Annotated in this window: 11 protein-coding genes; 10 read left to right on the plus strand and 1 reads right to left on the minus strand. The window is 76.5% G+C overall.

Annotated features, from left to right (window positions below):
- Positions 1–143: 143 nt before the first annotated feature.
- From ACH5AR_RS00765 to ACH5AR_RS00795, 7 genes are all read left to right on the plus strand, one after another.
- Positions 144–1,406 (plus strand): CapA family protein, encoded by a 1,263-nt coding sequence (locus tag ACH5AR_RS00765; protein WP_396299180.1) that lies wholly within the window; start codon positions 144–146, stop codon positions 1,404–1,406.
- 415 nt (positions 1,407–1,821) lie between these two features.
- Positions 1,822–2,604: a 2,3-dihydro-2,3-dihydroxybenzoate dehydrogenase gene (locus ACH5AR_RS00770; protein ID WP_396299181.1), complete on the plus strand. Its 783-nt coding sequence runs from the start codon at positions 1,822–1,824 to the stop codon at positions 2,602–2,604.
- A gap of 64 nt (positions 2,605–2,668) precedes the next feature.
- The gene (dhbC, locus tag ACH5AR_RS00775; protein WP_396299182.1) at positions 2,669–3,913 is read left to right on the plus strand and encodes an isochorismate synthase DhbC; all 1,245 of its coding nucleotides are present in this window, start codon (positions 2,669–2,671) and stop codon (positions 3,911–3,913) included.
- Positions 3,910–5,589, plus strand: a complete 1,680-nt coding sequence (locus ACH5AR_RS00780) for a (2,3-dihydroxybenzoyl)adenylate synthase (protein ID WP_396299183.1) — start codon at positions 3,910–3,912, stop codon at positions 5,587–5,589. Before dhbC ends, ACH5AR_RS00780 begins: the two co-directional genes overlap by 4 nt.
- Positions 5,590–5,626: 37 nt before the next feature.
- The gene (locus ACH5AR_RS00785) at positions 5,627–6,295 is read left to right on the plus strand and encodes an isochorismatase family protein (protein ID WP_396299184.1); all 669 of its coding nucleotides are present in this window, start codon (positions 5,627–5,629) and stop codon (positions 6,293–6,295) included.
- The gene (locus ACH5AR_RS00790; protein ID WP_396299185.1) at positions 6,292–6,525 is read left to right on the plus strand and encodes a phosphopantetheine-binding protein; all 234 of its coding nucleotides are present in this window, start codon (positions 6,292–6,294) and stop codon (positions 6,523–6,525) included. The genes ACH5AR_RS00785 and ACH5AR_RS00790 overlap by 4 nt, the downstream gene beginning before the upstream one ends.
- 173 nt (positions 6,526–6,698) lie before the next feature.
- Positions 6,699–7,400, plus strand: coding sequence for an AMP-binding protein (locus tag ACH5AR_RS00795; RefSeq protein WP_396299186.1), 702 nt, complete (start codon positions 6,699–6,701; stop codon positions 7,398–7,400).
- A gap of 114 nt (positions 7,401–7,514) precedes the next feature.
- Here the strand turns inward: ACH5AR_RS00795 and ACH5AR_RS00800 are convergent, their stop codons facing one another.
- Positions 7,515–8,741, minus strand: a complete 1,227-nt coding sequence (locus tag ACH5AR_RS00800) for an amidohydrolase (protein WP_396299187.1) — start codon at positions 8,739–8,741, stop codon at positions 7,515–7,517.
- Between the two features lie 118 nt (positions 8,742–8,859).
- On the opposite strand from ACH5AR_RS00800, the gene ACH5AR_RS00805 reads away from it, so the two are divergent.
- The 3 genes from ACH5AR_RS00805 to ACH5AR_RS00815 are packed head-to-tail and all read left to right on the plus strand — an operon-like array spanning position 8,860 to position 17,788.
- The gene (locus ACH5AR_RS00805) at positions 8,860–16,215 is read left to right on the plus strand and encodes an amino acid adenylation domain-containing protein (RefSeq protein WP_396299188.1); all 7,356 of its coding nucleotides are present in this window, start codon (positions 8,860–8,862) and stop codon (positions 16,213–16,215) included.
- Positions 16,212–16,397 carry an MbtH family protein gene (locus ACH5AR_RS00810; RefSeq protein ID WP_396299189.1) on the plus strand — a complete coding sequence of 62 codons (186 nt, stop codon included), beginning with the start codon at positions 16,212–16,214 and terminating at the stop codon, positions 16,395–16,397. Before ACH5AR_RS00805 ends, ACH5AR_RS00810 begins: the two co-directional genes overlap by 4 nt.
- Entirely contained in the window at positions 16,394–17,788 is a 1,395-nt protein-coding gene (locus ACH5AR_RS00815) for a DHA2 family efflux MFS transporter permease subunit (protein WP_396299190.1), read from the plus strand. The genes ACH5AR_RS00810 and ACH5AR_RS00815 overlap by 4 nt, the downstream gene beginning before the upstream one ends.
- Positions 17,789–17,791 lie beyond the last annotated feature (3 nt).

Genomic DNA, 17,791 nt, shown 5'->3' on the forward strand with positions numbered 1-17,791 from the left:
GCCAGGCCGGGTGGTCGCCGTCGGCTTGGGGGCCGGGGTCGTCCTGTGCGTTCGTGGCCGGAGTGTTGCGGGCTCGGGTCCGAACGGTGGTGATTCGGTGGCGTAGGCTGACCGCTCTTGCATCATCCTGGGGGGATCCACTCATGCGCCGTGCCGCGGCCGCCGTCGCGCTGTTCGTCGGACTGACCGCCGTCGCCGCCTGCGGGCCGGACGACCCCGACCCGGCCCCGGCCTCCGCGGCCGCCGTCCCGCCGGGCACGTCCCCGGCGCCGGGCGGGACGCCCACCGGCGCGGCCGCGGGCAAGAGCGCCCCGCCCCGGCCCGACGGCACCATCACCGTCGCCTTCGCCGGGGACGTCCACTTCGAGGGCCGCACCGGGGCCCGGCTGGCCGTCCAGGCGCCCGAGCAGGCGCTCGGCCCGATCTCCCGCACCCTCGCGGACGCCGACCTGTCCGTCCTCAACCTGGAGACCGCGATCACCGGGCGCGGCGCCCCGGAGCCCAAGACGTACACCTTCCGCACCTCGCCCAAGGCGCTGTCGGCGCTCAAGGACTCCGGGGTCGACGTCGTCTCGATGGCCAACAACCACGCCGTGGACTTCGGCGCCGACGGCCTCACCGACACCCTCGCCGCCAAGGACTCCTCGCCGATCCCGGTCGTCGGTGTCGGGCGCAACGCCAAGGAGGCGTACGCCCCGTACGTCACCACCGTGCGCGGGGTGAAGGTCGCGGTGGTCGCCGCCAGCCAGGTCGAGGACCTCACCAACCAGAAGTGGCGGGCCGGCGCCGACAAGCCCGGCATAGCCTCGGCGCTGGACGCCCCGGCGCTGGTCAAGGCGGTGGAGGCGGCGAAGCAGCAGGCCCCGGTGGTGCTGGTCTACCTGCACTGGGGCGACGAGGGCAAGGCCTGCCCGACCGGCCCGCAGACCGCCATCGCCAGGAAGCTCGCCGCCGCCGGCGCCACCGCCGTGGTCGGCACCCACGCCCACACCATGGTCGGCTCGGGCATGCTCGGCGACACCTACATCGGGTACGGCTTCGGCAACTTCCTCTGGTACGGCACCTCCAACTACGCGAACTCCAACGAGACCGGCGTCACCACCCTCACCCTCACCGCCGACGGCAAGGTGACCGGCGAGGCCTTCACCCCGGCCACCATCGACGACAAGGGCATCCCCCAGCCGGTCACCGGCGCCACGGCCGAGGCCGCCCTCAGGCGCCGTGACGGCCTGCGCGGCTGCACCGGCCTCTCCCCGGCCCCGGCCGCCCCGCCCGCCGGCTCCGCCCCGGCCGCCCCGCCCGCCGGCTCGACGGCCTCCACCGCCGCCACGGCCCCGCCCAAGGCGCCCACGGCTCCGGCCAAGGCACCCGCCAAGGCCTCGACGGCCCCCGCCGCTGCGCACTGAGGGCGCCCGCCGCTCGGACGGCGGGAGCTGACAGGCCGTCAGCACCTCGTCGTGCCCTGGCGGTGCGCGCCCGGACCCCGTTCCCTGCCCCGTTCCCCCACCCCGTTCCCGGGCCCCCGTTTCCGGATCTCCGTTCACCGTTCCCTGTTTACCGTTCCGCTTCCGACGCCCTCGCCGCCCGTGCGGGTGGCGCCGGAGGCCACCGCCGACCGCGGTGCACCGAGGCCGCCCGACCCGTCCGGGGTCGGGCGGCCTCGTCGTGCCCGGTGCCCGGTGTCCGTGTCCGCATCCGTGCCACCCCGCCGCCCCCGGTCGGTCCGTCGGGGCGAGTTGACGTTCGCACAGGCACTCGGCGCAGGCGAACAGCTGTGTTAGGTTAGCCTTGCCTAATCTTGCTGGTCGGAGGGGATGTCCTGTGCAGCAACAGTCCGAATTCGCCGGTGCCGTCGCGATGGTCACCGGGGCCGGGCAGGGCATCGGCGCGGCCGTGGTGCGGGCGCTGGTGGCCGAGGGAGCCGTCGTCGCGGCGGTGGACCGCAATCCCGGCGGGCTCGACGCCCTGGCGGCCGAGCTGCCGTCGGTGCGGCCGTACCCGCTGGACGTCTCGGACGCCCGGGCCGTGGACGAGGCCGTGGAGTCGGTCGAGCGCCAACTCGGGCCGCTCGCCGTACTGGTGAACGTCGCGGGGATCCTGCGCACCGCCGCGGTCGTCGAACTCACCGACGCGGACTGGGCGGACACCTTCGCCGTCAACAGCACCGGCGTCTTCCACACCGGCCGCGCCGTCGGCCGCCGGATGGCGGAACGCGGGCGCGGCGCGATCGTCACCGTCGGCTCCAACGCCGCCGGGGTGCCGCGGGCCGGAATGGCCGCCTACGCCGCGTCCAAGGCGGCGGCCACCATGTTCACCCGCTGCCTGGGGCTGGAACTCGCCCGGTCCGGGGTGCGGTGCAACGTGGTGTCACCCGGCTCGACCGACACCGAGATGCAGCGCGCGCTGTGGGGCGAGGACGCCGAGGCGGCCGAACGCCGGGTGATCGAGGGCGACCCGGCGGCCTGGCGGGTCGGCATCCCGCTCGGCCGGATCGCCGCGCCCGCCGACGTCGCGGAGGCGGTGGTGTTCCTCGCCTCCGACCGCGCGCGCCACATCACCATGCACGACCTGTACGTCGACGGCGGCGCGACGCTGCGCGCCTGAGCGCTCCGCCGCCGCACCTCCTCCTCGTCCTCCCGTAGAACCGTCCCAGACTGGAGAACCCGCCGTGACCACGGTGCACCACGCCCCTGCCGGGCCGATACCCGCCGGGCCCCCCGCCCCGGCGACCGTCACCGCCGAGGGCCCGGACCACGCCGTCATCGGCGCGGCCAGCGGACTGCTCGGCCAGTACCGGGCCGGCGCCGACGAGGCGTTCTTCGCCTCGCCGACCCGCACCCTGCTGGGCTCCGGCGTGCACGCCCGGGTGCCGCAGGACGGGCGGCCACTGACAGTGCGGGTCGCCGAGACGCTGGCCGAGGCCGGCCGCGCCGGGATCGAACGGCCGCTGGTGGTCGGGGCGGTGGCGTTCGACCGGGACAGCCGGATCGAGCTGGCCGTCCCCGCCCGGGTGCGCACCGCCGGGGCGCTACGCGACGACCCGCTGATCGCCCTGCCCGCCCCGCCGGCCGGGCAGGCCGACTGGCAGGTCGCCCCCGTGCCCGCGCCGGAGGCGTACGGTGCGGGCGTCGCGGCGGCCGTCGAGCGGCTGCGCGGCGGCGAGTTGAGCAAGGTGGTGCTGGCCCGGACGCTGGAGCTGAGCGCCGCCGAGCCGGTCGACCTGCCCGCCGTCCTGCAGCGGCTGGCCCGGCGCGACCCGGGCGGCTACACCTTCGCCGTCCCGTCCGGCGGCGGCCGCACCCTGGTCGGCGCCAGCCCCGAACTCCTGCTCTCCCGGCGGGGGACGGCCGTACTGGCCAACCCGCTGGCCGGCTCGGTGCCGCGCAGCGAGGACCTCGGCGAGGACGTCCGGCGGGCCGCCGCCCTGCTGGAGTCGCCCAAGGACCTGCACGAGCACGCCGTCGTGGTGGACGCCATCCGCGCGGCGCTGGCGCCGTACTGCCGCACCCTGGAGGTGCCCGAACGGCCCACCCTGGTGCGGACGGCCGCGATGTGGCACCTGGCCACCACGATCCGCGGCGAGCTGGCCGACCCGACCGTCCCCGCCCTGGAGCTGGCCTGCGCGCTGCACCCCACCCCGGCGGTCTGCGGCACGCCGACGGACGTCGCACGCCGGGTGATCGGCGAGGTCGAGCCCTTCGACCGCGGCCTCTACACCGGCATGGTCGGCTGGGAGGACGCGACCGGCGACGGCGAGTGGGTGGTCACCATCCGCTGCGCCGAGGCGGACGGGCGGACGCTGCGGGTGTACGCCGGCGCGGGTGTGGTCGAGCAGTCCCGGCCGGAGGCCGAACTCGCCGAGACCAGCGCCAAGTTCCGTACGTTCCTGGATGCCGCGGGGGTGGCCCGGTGACGCCGCTGGAGACCGTCCGGGCGGGCTTCACCCCGTACCCCGCCGAGTACGCCGAGCGCTACCGGGCCGCCGGGTACTGGCGCGGCGAGACCTTCGGTCGGATGCTGCGCGAGCGCGCCGCCGCGCACGGCGAGCGGACCGCCGTCGTCGATCCGGGCGGCCACTCGGTCGCCTCGGCGGAGCGCCGCTGGACGTACGCCGAACTCGACCGCCGGGCCGACCGGATGGCCGCCGGGCTGCTCGCCCGCGGCATCCGCGCCGGGGACCGCGTGGTGGTCCAGCTGCCCAACGCCGCCGAGTTCTTCGAGGTGGTCTTCGCGCTGTTCCGGATCGGCGCGCTGCCGGTCTTCGCGCTGCCCGCCCACCGGTACGCCGAGATCGGGTACTTCTGCTCCTTCACCGGCGCGGCGGCGTACGTGGTGCCGGCCGTCGAGGGCGGCTACGACTACCGCGAACTCGCCGACCGGGTACGGGCGGAGAACCCTGCGCTGCGCCTGGTGCTGGTGGCCGGCGAGGACCCGGGGGAGCACGTTCGGCTCGCCGACGTGCCGTGCGACGGGCCCGGCCCGGAGGCCTTCGGCGGCGGGCCCGGGCCCGGGGACGTCGCCTTCCTCCAGCTCTCCGGCGGCAGCACCGGCGTTCCGAAGCTGATCCCGCGCACCCACGACGACTACATCTACTCGCTGCGCGGCTCGGTCGAGCTGTGCGGGCAGGACCGGGACAGCGTGTACCTGTGCGTGCTGCCCGCGGCCCACAACTTCCCGCTCAGCTCGCCCGGTTCGCTCGGCACGCTGTACGCGGGCGGCCGGGTGGTGCTCTGCCCGCAGCCCGCCCCGGAGACGGCCTTCCCGCTGATCGAGCGCGAGGGCGTGACCATCACCGGACTGGTGCCGCCGCTCGCGCTGCTCTGGCTGGACGCCGCCGAGCGCGGCGCGCGCGGCTACGAGAGCCTGGAGGTGCTGCTGGTCGGCGGCGCCAAGTTCAGCGAGGAGGCGGCCCGCCGGGTGCGCCCGGTGCTGGGCTGCACGCTCCAGCAGGTGTTCGGGATGGCCGAGGGACTGGTCAACTACACCCGGCTGGACGACCCGGAGGAGGTGGTCACCACCACCCAGGGCCGGCCGATCTCGCCGGACGACGAGGTCCGGGTGGTGGACGACCAGGACCGGGACCTGCCCGACGGTGCCACCGGCCACCTGCTCACCCGCGGCCCGTACACCATCCGCGGCTACTGGAACGCGCCCGGGCACAACGCCGCGTCCTTCACGCCGGACGGGTTCTACCGCACCGGGGACCTCGTCCGGCGCACCCCGACCGGCCACCTGGTGGTCGAGGGGCGCGCCAAGGACCAGATCAACCGCGGCGGCGAGAAGGTCGCCGCCGAGGAGATCGAGAACCACCTGCTCGCGCACCCCGCGGTGCACGACGCGGCGGTCGTGTCGATGCCCGACCCGTACCTGGGCGAGCGCACCTGCGCCTACGTGGTGCTCCGCGCCGAACACCGCGAACAGCCGCCGAAGGGTGTCGAGTTGAAGCGGTTCGTGCGGCAGCGCGGACTCGCCGAGTACAAGGTGCCGGACCGCGTCGAGTTCGTCGCCGCCTTCCCCGCCACCGGGATCGGGAAGGTCAGCAAGAAGGACCTGCGCGCCGCGATCGCCGCTTCCCTGACCGCCCGTTGACCCTTCCGGTCCCCCCGTCTAGCTAAGGAACACCACCGTGGGCCTGCCCCGCATTCCCCGCTATCCCATGCCCGCCGCCGAGGAGCTGCCCGCCAACCGGGTCGCCTGGACGGTGGATCCGGCGCGTGCCGTGCTGCTGGTGCACGACCTGCAGAACCACTTCCTGGACGCCTTCGACGCCGAGGCCGCTCCGGTGCCCGAACTGCTCGGCAACGTCGCGGCGTTGACCGCCGCCGCGCGGGCCGCCGGGGTGCCCGTGGTGTACTCGGCGCAGCGGGGCGGGCAGAGCCCGGCCGAGCGCGGGCTCCAGCAGGACTTCTGGGGCCCGGGCATCCCGGACGACCCGCGGGCCACCGCGATTGCCGACGCCGTCGCCCCGGCCCCGGGCGACACCGTGCTCACCAAGTGGAAGTACAGCGCCTTCGTGCGCACCGAGCTGGCCCGGCTGCTGCACGAGCAGGGGCGGGACCAGCTGGTGATCACCGGCGTGTACGCGCACATCGGGGTGCAGGCCACCGCCTGCGACGCCTGGATGCAGGACGTGCGGGCCTTCGTGGTGGCCGACGCGGTCGCCGACTTCGGCCCCGAGGAGCACCGCGGCGCGCTGGCCTGGGTGGCCGGGCGCTGCGGCGTGGTCGCCACGGCCCGGGACGTGCTCGGGGCGCTCGGTGTGGCGGCGGAGCTCGAAGGGGTGGGCGGCAAGTGAGCGGCGCGGACTTCACGGTGGAACGGATCCGGGCCGAGGTCGCCGACCTGCTCGGGGAGGACCCGGCGGAGATCCCGCTGGACGAGAACCTGGTCGACTGGGGGCTGGACTCCATCCGGCTGATGGCGCTCGCCGCGCGCTGGCAGGAGGAGGGCGCCGAGGTGGCGTTCGTCCAGCTCGCGGAGCGCCCGGCGATCGAGGCCTGGGCCCGGCTGCTGGGCGCGGCGTGACGGCGGCGGGGGTGGGTGAGGTGCTCCGGAGCGCGCTCCTGGGAGCGGTGCCGTCCGGGTCGTCCATGCCGCCCGGGGCGTCCATGCCGTCGGGGGTGTCCATGCCGTCGGGGCCGTCCGGGCTTCCCGGGTACCCCGAGGCACCGGGGCTGCCCGTGCTACCCCGCCGGACGGTGCGCTACCCGGCGACCACCGCGGTGGGGCCGGTCGAGGCCCAGGCGGCGCGGACGCCGGAGGCGCCGGCGCTGGTGCTCGCGACCGGGGAGACCGTCGGCTACCGGGAGTTGAACGCCTCGGCCAACCGGCTGGCGCGCGCCCTGGCCGCCCGGGGGGCACGGCCGGGCGCGGTCGTCGGCCTGGCGGCCCTGCGGCGGCCGGCGGAGCTGGTGACGGCGCTGCTGGCGGTGGCGAAGTCCGGCGCGGCCTACCTCCCGCTGGACCCGACGGACACGCCCGGGCGACGGGAGCGGCTGCTCGCGGAGAACGCGCCGGTCTGCGTGCTGGGGGAGGGGGTGCCGGGGGCGCTGGCCGGGCTGGAGACGGACGGCGAGCTGCCCACCGATCCGCCCCGGGCGCTCACCCCGCACCACCTGCTGTGCGTCGGGTACGGGCCGGGCGGGCACCCGACGGCCGTCCGGCTCACCCATGCCGAGGCGGACCGCCGGGTGCGCGAGCTCCAGGCGGCCCACCCGCTCGGGCCGGGCGACCGGGTGCTGCAGCTGGGCCTGCCGCTCTGGGAGTACCTGTGGCCGTTGCGGACGGGGGCGGCGGTGGTGCTCGCCGACCCGCGGCAGCAGGGCGAGGTCGGGGCGCTGGTGCGGAAACTGGGCGTCACGGCGGTGCGGGTGGCACCGGGGGTGCTGCTCGGCGGGTGAGGGCGGGCAGGGGAGCCGGGTGACGCCGTGCGGCGAACGGATTTCAGAAGACAGATTTCAGCGAACAGATTTCGTTATCTGTTCGCTGAAATCCGTCGACGGTTCCCCCGTCGGTCAGCGCGGCCCGCCCGTCGCCGCACCCGCACCCGCACCCGCGCCCGCCTCCGAGGCCAGGTCCGCCGCCGTCCACGCCATCGCCACCGCGCCGTCCAGCACGGCCCGTTCCGCCTTCGCGCCCACCGCCGCCTCGGCGAATGCCGCCTCGTGCGGGGCGCAGGCGCCGCCCGTGATGTCCAGCACCGGATGGATCGACGGCACCGCGTGCGACACGTTCCCCATGTCCGTGCAGGCGAACGGGCCGCTCTCGACCGGCTCCGGCCGGCCGAGCGCCGCCGCGTTGGCCCGCCACAGCGTCAGCAGCCGGGCGTCGGAGCGCATGTCCAGGTAGTCCGGCTCGGGCCGGGTCAGCTCCACCTCGCAGCCGGTGGCGAGCGCCCCGGCACGGAAGCAGTCCTCGACTCGGGAGCGCAGTTCGGCGAGGTCCTCGGCCGCCGAGGCCCGGATCTCGTACTCGGCGCTCGCGCTGTCCGGGATCAGGTTCGGCGCGGTGCCGGCCGCTGTGGTGATGCCGTGCACCCGCCAGTGCGGCGGGAGTTGCTGGCGCAGCAGCCCGATCGCGACCTGGGCGACGGTGAGCGCGTCGGCGGCGTTGCGCCCCCGGTGCGGGTCGAGGCTCGGGTGGGCGGCACGCCCGGTGTAGCGGACGGACAGCGTGCCCAGGGCGAAGGAGCGGAAGTCGGCGACCTCGACGGGGCACGGGTGGACCATCATCGCCGCGTCCACCCCGTCGAACGCCCCGGCCTCCAGCAGCAGCGCCTTGCCCGCGCCGCGCTCCTCGGCCGGCGCGCCGATCACCCGTACGGTGAGCCCGAGTTCGTCCGCGTACGGGGCCAGCCCGAGTGCCGCGCCGAGCCCGGCGGCGGCGATCAGGTTGTGCCCGCAGGCGTGGCCCAGCCCGGGCAGGGCGTCGTACTCGCAGACCAGTGCGACGGTGACCGGCCCGGTGCCGAGGCGAGCGTCGAAGGCGGTGGCCAGGCCGTGGGCGGGAGCGGTGACCGCGTACCCGTGGGTGCGCAGCAGGTCGGTGCACCAGGCGGCCGCCAGGTGCTCCTCGAAGGCGGTCTCGGGGTGGGCGTGGATCCGGCGGCTGAGCGCGAGCAGTTCCCCGCGGTGGGCGTGGACGCGGTCGCGCACGGCCTGCCGGGCCGTGGCGAGGCGGTCGGCACCGGGGCCGGGCGGGGCTCCGGTCCGGGTCTGGGGCCGGTTCTCGGTCGGGGGCATGGGCGCGTCTCCGGGGTGTCAGGGCCTCGGGCCCGCAGGGCCGTTGACCAGTTCCGATGAAGTTAGATTAGGCTAACCTAAGTAAGGCGTTCCGGATCCCCGAGGAGCTCTCCACCCCATGCCTGCCGCCGAAACCCAGATCGCCGACAGCCAGACCGTCGAACCCCAGGCCGCCGACATCCCCCTGCTCGCGGCCCAGGCCGCCATCTGGTACTTCCAGGCCCTCGACCCGGCGAGCCCGCTCTACAACACCGGCGACGCCGTCGAGATCACCGGCCCGCTCGACGAGGACCGGTTCGAACGCGCCCTGCGGCAGGCGGTGGAGGAGGCCCAGGCGCTGAGCGCCGTCGTCGTCACCGGCCCGGACGGCACCCCCCGCCAGCGGCTGCGCCCCGCCGGCCGCTGGCCGCTGCACCGCCTCGACCTGCGCGCGGCCGCCGATCCGGACGCCGCGGCCGAGGCCTGGATGCGCGCCGACCTCGCCCGCCCCGCCGACCTCTCCGCGGGCCCGCTGTTCACCCACGCGCTCGTCCGGCTCGCCGACGACCGCCGGATCTGGTACCGCCGCATCCACCATCTCGCCGTCGACGCCTACGCGTTGACCCTCCTCGGCGAACGGGTCGCCGCTCTCTACACCGCCCGCACCACCGGCGCCGAACCCGCGCCGAACCCCTTCGCCACGCTCGCCGAGGCCGCCGCCGAGGAGGCCGCCTACCGCGAGAGCGCGGAGTACGAGGCCGACCGCGCCCACTGGACCGCCCGGATGGCGGACGCCGACACCCCGGCCACCCTCCCCGGCGCCCCCGAGCCCGCCGCACTCGCCGCACCGCCCGCCCCCGCCACCTCGATCCGCCTCACCGCCGAGCTGCCCGCCGGCACCCGCGACCGTCTGGAGCGCGCCGCCGGCGCCGTCCGCGCCACCTGGGCCGAACTGCTCCTCGCCGCCGCGGCCGGCTACCTGCACCGCCTGACCGGCACCCGGGACGTCGTCCTCGGCCTTCCGCTCGCCAACCGCCGCGGCCCGGCCGCCCTGCGCACCCCCGTCGCCGCCGCCAACGTGCTCCCGCTGCGCCTCGCCGTCCGCCCCGCCGACAGCGCCGACGCCCTGCTGCGCGCCGTGGTCCGCGAGCTGCGCTCCGTCCGCCGCCACCAGCGCTACCCGCTGGAGGAGCTGCGCCGCGACCTCGGCCGCACCGGCGACCGCCGCGCCCTGTTCGGACCGATGGTCAACATCAAGGCCTTCGAGGGCGACCTCGACCTGGCCGGCCTGCCCGGCACCGTCCGCAACCTCGCCGCCGGGCCGGTCGACGACCTCGCCCTGAACATCTCGCCCGGCCCGAACGGCGCGCTGCGCCTGGCCATCGACGCCGACCCGGCCCGCTACGGCGCCGCCTCCCTCGCCGCCCACCGCGACGGCCTGCTGCGCTACCTCGACGCCCTCGCCGACCTGCTGCTCACCGACCCGCAGGCGCCGATCGCCCGGATCGACCTGCTCGACCCGGACGCCCTGCGCCGCGCCACCGAGGGCCGTACCGAGCCCCCGGTCGAGCGGACCGTGCCCGAGCTGTTCGCCGCCCGGGCCGCCGGCACCCCGGACGCCGTCGCCGTCCGCTCCGGTTCGACGGCGCTGACCTACCGGCAGCTCGACGCCGCCGCCGACCGGCTCGCCCGCCGGCTGGCCGCCCGGGGCGTACGGGCCGGCGCGCCGGTGGCGATCGCCCTGCCGCGGGGCACCGGCACCCTGGTCGCGATGCTCGCCGTCCTCAAGGCGGGCGGCGCCTGCGTGTCGCTCGACCTCACCCACCCCGCGCAGCGCCTCGCCGCCGTCCTGGCCGACGCCCGCCCGGTCTGCGCGATCGGCGCCGCCGCGGACCTCGCCGGGCTCGGCCTGCCCGCCGGCCTGCCCACCCTCCGGCCGGACGAGGTGCACGACGACGAGCCCGCTGCCACCGCCCCGGCCCTGCCCGCCCCGCGGCCCGACCAGCCCGCCTACATTCTGCACACCTCCGGCTCCACCGGCCGCCCCAAGGGCGTGGTGGTCACCCACGCCTCACTGGCCAACCTGTACGCCGGCCTCGGCGAGGACCACGTCGCCCCCGCCGTGCGCCGCACCGGCCGGGACCGGCTGCGCGTCGCCCACAGCGCCTCGTTCGCCTTCGACGCCTCCTGGGACCCGGTGCTCTGGATGGTCCACGGCCACGAGCTCCACCTGCTGGACGACGCCACCTACCGCGACCCGGCCGCGCTCGCCGCCCACCTCGACCGCGAGCGCATCGACTACCTCGACCTCACCCCCTCCTACCTCGAAGTCCTGCTTGCCGAAGGCATCCTGGACGAGGGCCGGCACCGCCCGTCCGTCCTCGTGGTCGGCGGCGAGGCCACCCCGCCCGCCCTCTGGCAGCGCCTGGCCGCCGTCCCCGGACTGCACCCCGTCGACCTCTACGGCCCGACCGAGACCACCGTCGACGCCTACGCCTGGACCCCGGGCCCGGACGGCGCCCCGAGCGGCCGGGTGGTGCGCGGCTCCCGCGCCTACGTCCTGGACAACTCGCTGCGCCCCGCGCCCGACGGCGTCACCGGCGAGCTGTACGTGGCCGGCGCCTGCCTGGCCCGCGGCTACCTCGGCCGCCCCGACCTCACCGCCGAACGCTTCCTCGCCGACCCGTTCGGCCCCCCCGGAAGCCGGATGTACCGCACCGGCGACCTCGCCCGGCGGCGCCCCGACGGCACCCTGGAGTTCCTCGGCCGGGCCGACGACCAGGTGAAGATCCGGGGCTTCCGGATCGAGCCGGGCGAGATCGCCGCCGTCCTCGCCGAACTGCCGGGCGTCGCCCAGGCCGTGGTGGTCGCCCGCCCCGGCCCGCAGGGCAAGCGGCTGCTTGGCTACGCCGTCCCGGCGAGCGGCAGCGCGCCCGACCCGGACGGGCTGCGCGCCGCGCTCGCCGACCGGCTGCCCGCGCACATGGTCCCGGCGGCCGTCCTGCTGCTGGACGAACTGCCGCGCACCGCCCACGACAAGCTCGACCACCGGGCCCTGCCCGAGCCCGCCGAGACCGCCGCGGGCACGGCGGCCGCCACACCCGAGGAGGAACTGGTCTGCGGCCTGTTCGCCGAGGTCCTCGGCCTGCCCCGGGCGCCCGGCCGGGAGGCCTCCTTCTTCGACCTCGGCGGCCACTCGCTGCTCGCCGGCCGGCTGGCCGCCCGGCTGCGGGACACCTTCGCCGCCCCGGTCGGCTTCGCCGACGTGTTCCGCCGGCCCACCCCGGCCGGGCTCGCCGCCCTGCTCGCGGAGGCCCCCCGCGCGGACGCCCCCGGCACGGGCGCTGCCGTGGCCGAGCGCGGCGCCGGCCCGGTGCCGGTGCCGCGCACCGAGCGGATGCCGCTCTCGCCCGCCCAGCGCGGCCTGTGGTTCCTGCACCGGCTCGAAGGCCCCAGCCCCACCTACAACATCCCGTTCGCGCTCACCCTCACCGGCCCGCTCGACCGCGCCGCCCTCACCCGCGCCCTCGGGGACCTGGTGGCCCGGCACGAAGTCCTGCGCACCGTCTACGGGGAGGAGCCGGACGGCACGCCGTACCAGCGCATCCTGCCGCCCACGGCCGTCGAACTGCACGACGGCACCAGCGAGTTGTCCGATGCCGTCCGCTACGCCTTCGACCTGTCCGCCGAACCGCCGCTGCGTGCCACGCTGTTCACCGGCCCGGCTGCCCCCACCGACGCCCCGCAGCCCGCCGACGGCGCCCCGAAGCCCGCCGACGGAGCGCCGCAGCCGGTCGAGGGCGCACCGCGGCACACCCTGCTCCTGCTGCTCCACCACATCGCCGGCGACGGCGCCTCCACCACCCCGCTGCTGCGCGACCTGGCCGCCGCCTACGCCGCCAGGACGGCCGGTCGGGAGCCCGAACTGCCCGCGCTGGACGTCCAGTTCGCCGACCACGCGGTCTGGCAGCAGGAGCGGCTCGGCACCACCGACGCCCCGAGCCCGCTCGCCGTCCGGCAGACCGAGCACTGGCGCGCCGCGCTCGCCGGGCTGCCCGACCAGCTGGAGCTCCCGCTGGACCGCCCGCGCCCGGCCGTCGCCGGCCACGACGGCGCCACCGTGCCCTTCGCCCTCGGGGCCGAGGCGCACTCCGCCCTGGCCGGGCTCGCCCGTGCCGCCGACAGCACCGTCTTCATGGCCGTCCAGGCCGGGCTCGCCGCCCTGCTCACCCGGCACGGCGCCGGAACCGACATCCCGGTCGGCACCCCGGTGGCCGGGCGCGAGGACGAGCGGACCGCCGCGCTGGTCGGCTACTTCGTCAACTCGGTGGTGTTGCGCACCGACACCTCCGGGGACCCGACCTTCCGCGAACTGCTCGCCCGGGTCCGCGCCACCGTGCTCGACGCCCAGGAGAACGCCGAACTGCCCTTCGAGCGGCTGGTCGAGGAGCTCAACCCGGCCCGCTCGCTCGCCCGGCACCCGCTGTTCCAGGTGATGCTCGCCTGGCAGAGCCGCCCGGACGAGCCGGTCGCCCTCGGCGACGGCCTCACCGCCGAGATCGCCGCGATCCCCAGCGGCACCGCCAAGTTCGACCTCACCCTGAACGCCGGCGAGTTGCCCGGCGGCGGCCTCGGCGGCTTCCTGGAGTACCGCAGCGACCTCTTCGACGCCGCCACCGCGGCCGCCCTCGCGGAGCGCCTGGCCAGGCTGCTCGCCGCCGCCGCGAGCGCCCCCGACACCCCGATCGGCCTGCTGCCGCTGATCAGCGACGAGGAGCGGCAGCGCGCCCTGGTGGACTGGAACACCGCTCCCGCCGGTGCCCCCGCCGCCTCCCACCCGGGCGCCACCCTGCCCGAGCTCTTCGAGGCGGCCGCCGCCGCCCACCCGACGGCCGTGGCCGTCCGCTACGGCGACGAACAGCTCGACTACGCCGGACTCGCCGCCTGCGCCGACCGGTTGGCCCGGCTGCTGGCCGCCGAGGGCATCGGCCCCGGCACCATCGTCGCGCTCGCCCTGCCGCGCTCGCTCGACCTCGTCGTCGCCCTGCTGGCGGTGGCCAAGTCCGGCGCCGCGTACCTGCCGCTCGACCCGGACTACCCGGCCGACCGGCTGGCCTACATGCTGGCCGACGCCGCCCCGGCCGCCCTGCTCACCGACCGCGCCACCGCGCCCCGGCTGCCCGCCCACGAGGTGCGGCAACTCCTGGTCGACGGCCCCGAGCCCGCCGCCTTCCCGGCCGTCCCGCTGGCGCAGCACGAGCGCACCCGTCCACTGCGGGCCGAGGACACCGCGTACGTCATCTACACCTCCGGCTCCACCGGCCGCCCCAAGGGCGTGCCCGTCACCCACCGCAACGTGGTCCGGCTGTTCCGCTCCACCGACCACTGGTTCGGCTTCGGCGCCGAGGACGTCTGGACGCTGTTCCACTCCTACGCCTTCGACTTCTCGGTCTGGGAGCTGTGGGGCGCCCTGCTGCACGGCGGCCGGCTGGTCGTCGTCCCGCACCTGGTCAGCCGCGACCCGGCGGCCTTCCTCGACCTGCTCGCCCGCGAGCGGGTCACCGTGCTCAACCAGACGCCGTCCGCCTTCTACCAGCTCAGCGCCGCCGACCGGGACCGCCCCGGCAGCGAACTCGCCCTGCGCTACGTGGTGTTCGGTGGGGAGGCGCTCGAACTCGCCCGGCTGGACGACTGGTACGACCGGCACGCCGACAACGCGCCCGTGCTGGTCAACATGTACGGCATCACCGAGACCACCGTGCACGTCTCGTACATCGCCCTGGACCGGGCGAGCGCCGCCGCCGGGAGCAGCAGCACGATCGGCGTCAACATCCCCGACCTGCGGGTCTACGTCCTCGACCGGCACCTCCAGCCCGTCCCGCCCGGCGTCACCGGCGAGATGTACGTGGCCGGGGCGGGCCTGGCGCGCGGCTACCTCGGCCGCCCCGAGCTGACCGCCACCCGCTTCGTCGCCGACCCGTACGCCGAGCTGTTCGGCGAGCGCGGTACCCGGATGTACCGCTCCGGGGACCTCGCCCGGCGCCGCCCGGACGGCGTCCTGGAGTACTTCGGCCGCGCCGACCAGCAGGTCAAGCTGCGCGGCTTCCGGATCGAACTCGGCGAGATCGAGGCCGTGCTGGCCGCCCACCCGGCCGTCGCCGACGCCGCCGTGGTGGTCCGCGAGGACGTGCCGGGGGACAGGCGGCTGGTCGGCTACGCGGTGGCCGCGGCCGGCGGCGGCCCGGCCACGGCCGCGGGTGCGTCGCCGGAGGACCTGCGCGCCCACGCCGCCGCCGGACTGCCCGCCCACATGGTGCCGTCCGCCGTCGTCCTGCTCGACCGCCTCCCGCTGACCGCCAACGGCAAGCTCGACCGCCGCGCCCTGCCCGCCCCCGAGGCCCCCGCGACGGGCGCCGGCCGCCCCCCGCGCACCCCGCGCGAGCAGCAGCTGTGCGAGCTGTTCGCCGAGGTGCTGGGCGTGGCCGCGGTCGGCGTCGAGGACGACTTCTTCGCCCTCGGCGGGCACTCGCTGCTGGTCGTGCGGTTCGCCGGGCGGATCCGCGAGGTGCTCGGCCTGGAGGTCGGCATCGGCGCGCTGTTCCAGGCCTCCACCGTGGCCGCCCTGGACGCGGCCCTCGCGGAGGGCGCGCCCGACACCGACGCCCTGGACGTCCTGCTCCCGCTGCGGCCCGTCGCCCCGGGCCGGCAGCGCCCGCTGTTCGCCGTGCACCCGGCCGGCGGCCTCAGCTGGTGCTACACCGGCCTGATCCGCAACCTGCCCGGGGAGGTGCCGATCTACGGCCTCCAGGCCCAGGGCGTCGGCGCCGCCACCGCCGGGCTCCCCCTGCCCGCCACGCTGGAGGAGCTGGCCGCGCACTACGCCGACCGGCTGCGCGAGGTCCAACCCGAGGGCCCGTACCGGCTGCTCGGCTGGTCCACCGGCGGGATCATCGCCCACGCGGTGGCCGTCCGGCTCCAGGAGCTGGGCCAGGAAGTCGAGTTGCTCGCGATCCTGGACGCCTACCCCGCCGAGGGCTTCCGCGAGCTGCCCGTCCCCGACCAGGCCGAGGCGCTGGAGGCGCTGCTCACCATGGGCGGCTTCGGGCCCGCGGACCTCGACGGCCGACCGCTCGAACTCGGCGCCGTCACCGAGCTGTTGCGTCGCGAGGGCAGTCCGCTCGCCGGGCTCGACGAGGCCACCGTGGCGGCGCTGAACGGCATCTACCTCAACACCAACCACCTGGTGCGCGGCTACGACCACCGCCGCTTCGAGGGCGACGTGCTGTTCTTCCGGGCGACCGTCGACACCATCGACGAGACCCTGGTGCCCGAGCTCTGGGAGCCGTACGTGTCCGGCCGGATCGACAACACCGACGTGGCCTGCTCGCACAAGGACATGACCCTGCCCGCCCCGATCGCGCACATCGCGGGCGTGATCGCCGACCACCTCAAGCAGTCCGACAACCGGACCCACGATGGAGAAGACCACCGATGAGTGACGCCCCCGCCAACCCCTTCGACGCCGACGGCGAGTTCCTCGTGCTCGTCAACCCCGAGGGCCGGCACTCCCTGTGGCCCGCCTTCGCCGCCGTCCCGGCCGGCTGGAGCACCGCCCACGGGCCGTGCGAGCGGGCCGCCGCCCTGGAGTGGGTCCGCACGCACTGGACCACCCTGTGACCCCTCCGGCGGTCGGGGCCCCGGCGCGCCCCCTGCTCGCGGGGCGCGCCGCGGTGGTGGTCGTCTACACGGCCGCGATGTGCATGAACGGCCTGGACTCGACCATCGTCAACCCCGCGCTGTTCAGCATCGCCGAGGACTTCGGCCGGCCGGTCTCGGCGGCGAACGCCGTGGAGACGGCCTTCCTGGTCGGCCTCGCCCTCGGCCTGCCGGTGGCCGGCTGGCTCGGCGACCGGTACGGCGTCAAGCGGGTCTTCCTCGGCTCGCTCGCCGTCTTCACCCTCGCCTCCGCGCTCTGCGCGGCGGCACCCGGCCTGGGCGCGCTGTCGGCCGCCCGGGCCGTCCAGGGGGTGGCCGGCGGGCTGCTCACCCCGGTCGGGATGACGCTGCTGTTCCGGGCCTTCGCCCCGCACGAGCGGGCGGGCCTCGGCCGCGTCCTGATCGTCCCGACCGCGCTGATGCCCGCACTGGGGCCGCCGCTCGGCGGCTTCCTCACCGAACACCTCTCCTGGCACTGGCTGTTCCTGGTCAACGTGCCGATCGGGGCGGCCGCGGTGCTGGTCGGGGTGATCGGCCTGCGGAGCGGGCAGGAGCCCCCGGCCGGCCGCTTCGACACCACCGGCTTCCTGCTCGCCACCCCCGGCCTCGGCCTGCTGACCTACGCGCTCGGCTTCGGCCCCGCGCACGGCTGGGCCTCCCCGGGGGTGGCCCTCGGCGGGCTGCTCGGCCTGGCCCTGCTGGGCGCCGCGGTGCGGCACCAACTGCGGGCCGGTGAACCGCTGGTGGACCTGCGGCTGCTCGCCGACCGGACCTTCGGCGCGGCGAGCTGGCTGGCGCTGCTGACCTCGGCCGGGCTGATGGGCGCCCTGTTCGCGCTGCCGCTGCTCGTCCAGGCCGCGCGCGGTGCCTCGGCGCTGGACGCCGGGCTGAGCGTCTTCCCGGAGGCGCTCGGCCTGATGGCCGCCTCGCAGGTGGTGGACCGCCTGCTGCCCCGGCTCGGCCCGCGCCGCCTCGCGGTGCCCGGGCTGCTGCTCGCGGCGCTGGTGCTCGCGGGCCTGGGCTTCGCCGAGAACCCCTGGGCCGTGAGGGCGTTGATGTTCGGCGTCGGCCTGGTCCTGGGGACGGCCGTGCTCACCGTCCAGATCGCCGGCTTCGCCGACGTCCCCGGCCCCGCCATGGGCCGGGCAATGGGCCTGTTCACCATCCTGCGCACCCTCGGCGGAGCCCTCGGCATCGCCGCCACCGCCGCGCTGATCGCCGCGCTCGGCGACGGCACGGGCGCCGGGCCGTACCGGCTCGCGCTCCTGCTCACCGCCGCCCTGGTCGCCGCCGGCGCCCTGCTGGCGCTCCGGCTCCCGGCCGAGGCCCCGGGCCCGCCGCCGGAGGACTGAGCC

The sequence above is a fragment of the Kitasatospora sp. NPDC018619 genome (assembly GCF_044391605.1).
Classification (GTDB): Bacteria; Actinomycetota; Actinomycetes; order Streptomycetales; family Streptomycetaceae; genus Kitasatospora.

What these genes read in the sequence shown, in the direction of transcription:
- ACH5AR_RS00765 (WP_396299180.1), top strand. Translation starts at nt 144, where the DNA reads ATGCGCCGTGCCGCGGCCGCCGTCGCGCTGTTCGTCGGACTGACCGCC.
- ACH5AR_RS00800 (WP_396299187.1), bottom strand. Translation starts at nt 8,741, where the DNA reads ATGCCCCCGACCGAGAACCGGCCCCAGACCCGGACCGGAGCCCCGCCC.
- ACH5AR_RS00805 (WP_396299188.1), top strand. Translation starts at nt 8,860, where the DNA reads ATGCCTGCCGCCGAAACCCAGATCGCCGACAGCCAGACCGTCGAACCC.
- ACH5AR_RS00810 (WP_396299189.1), top strand. Translation starts at nt 16,212, where the DNA reads ATGAGTGACGCCCCCGCCAACCCCTTCGACGCCGACGGCGAGTTCCTC.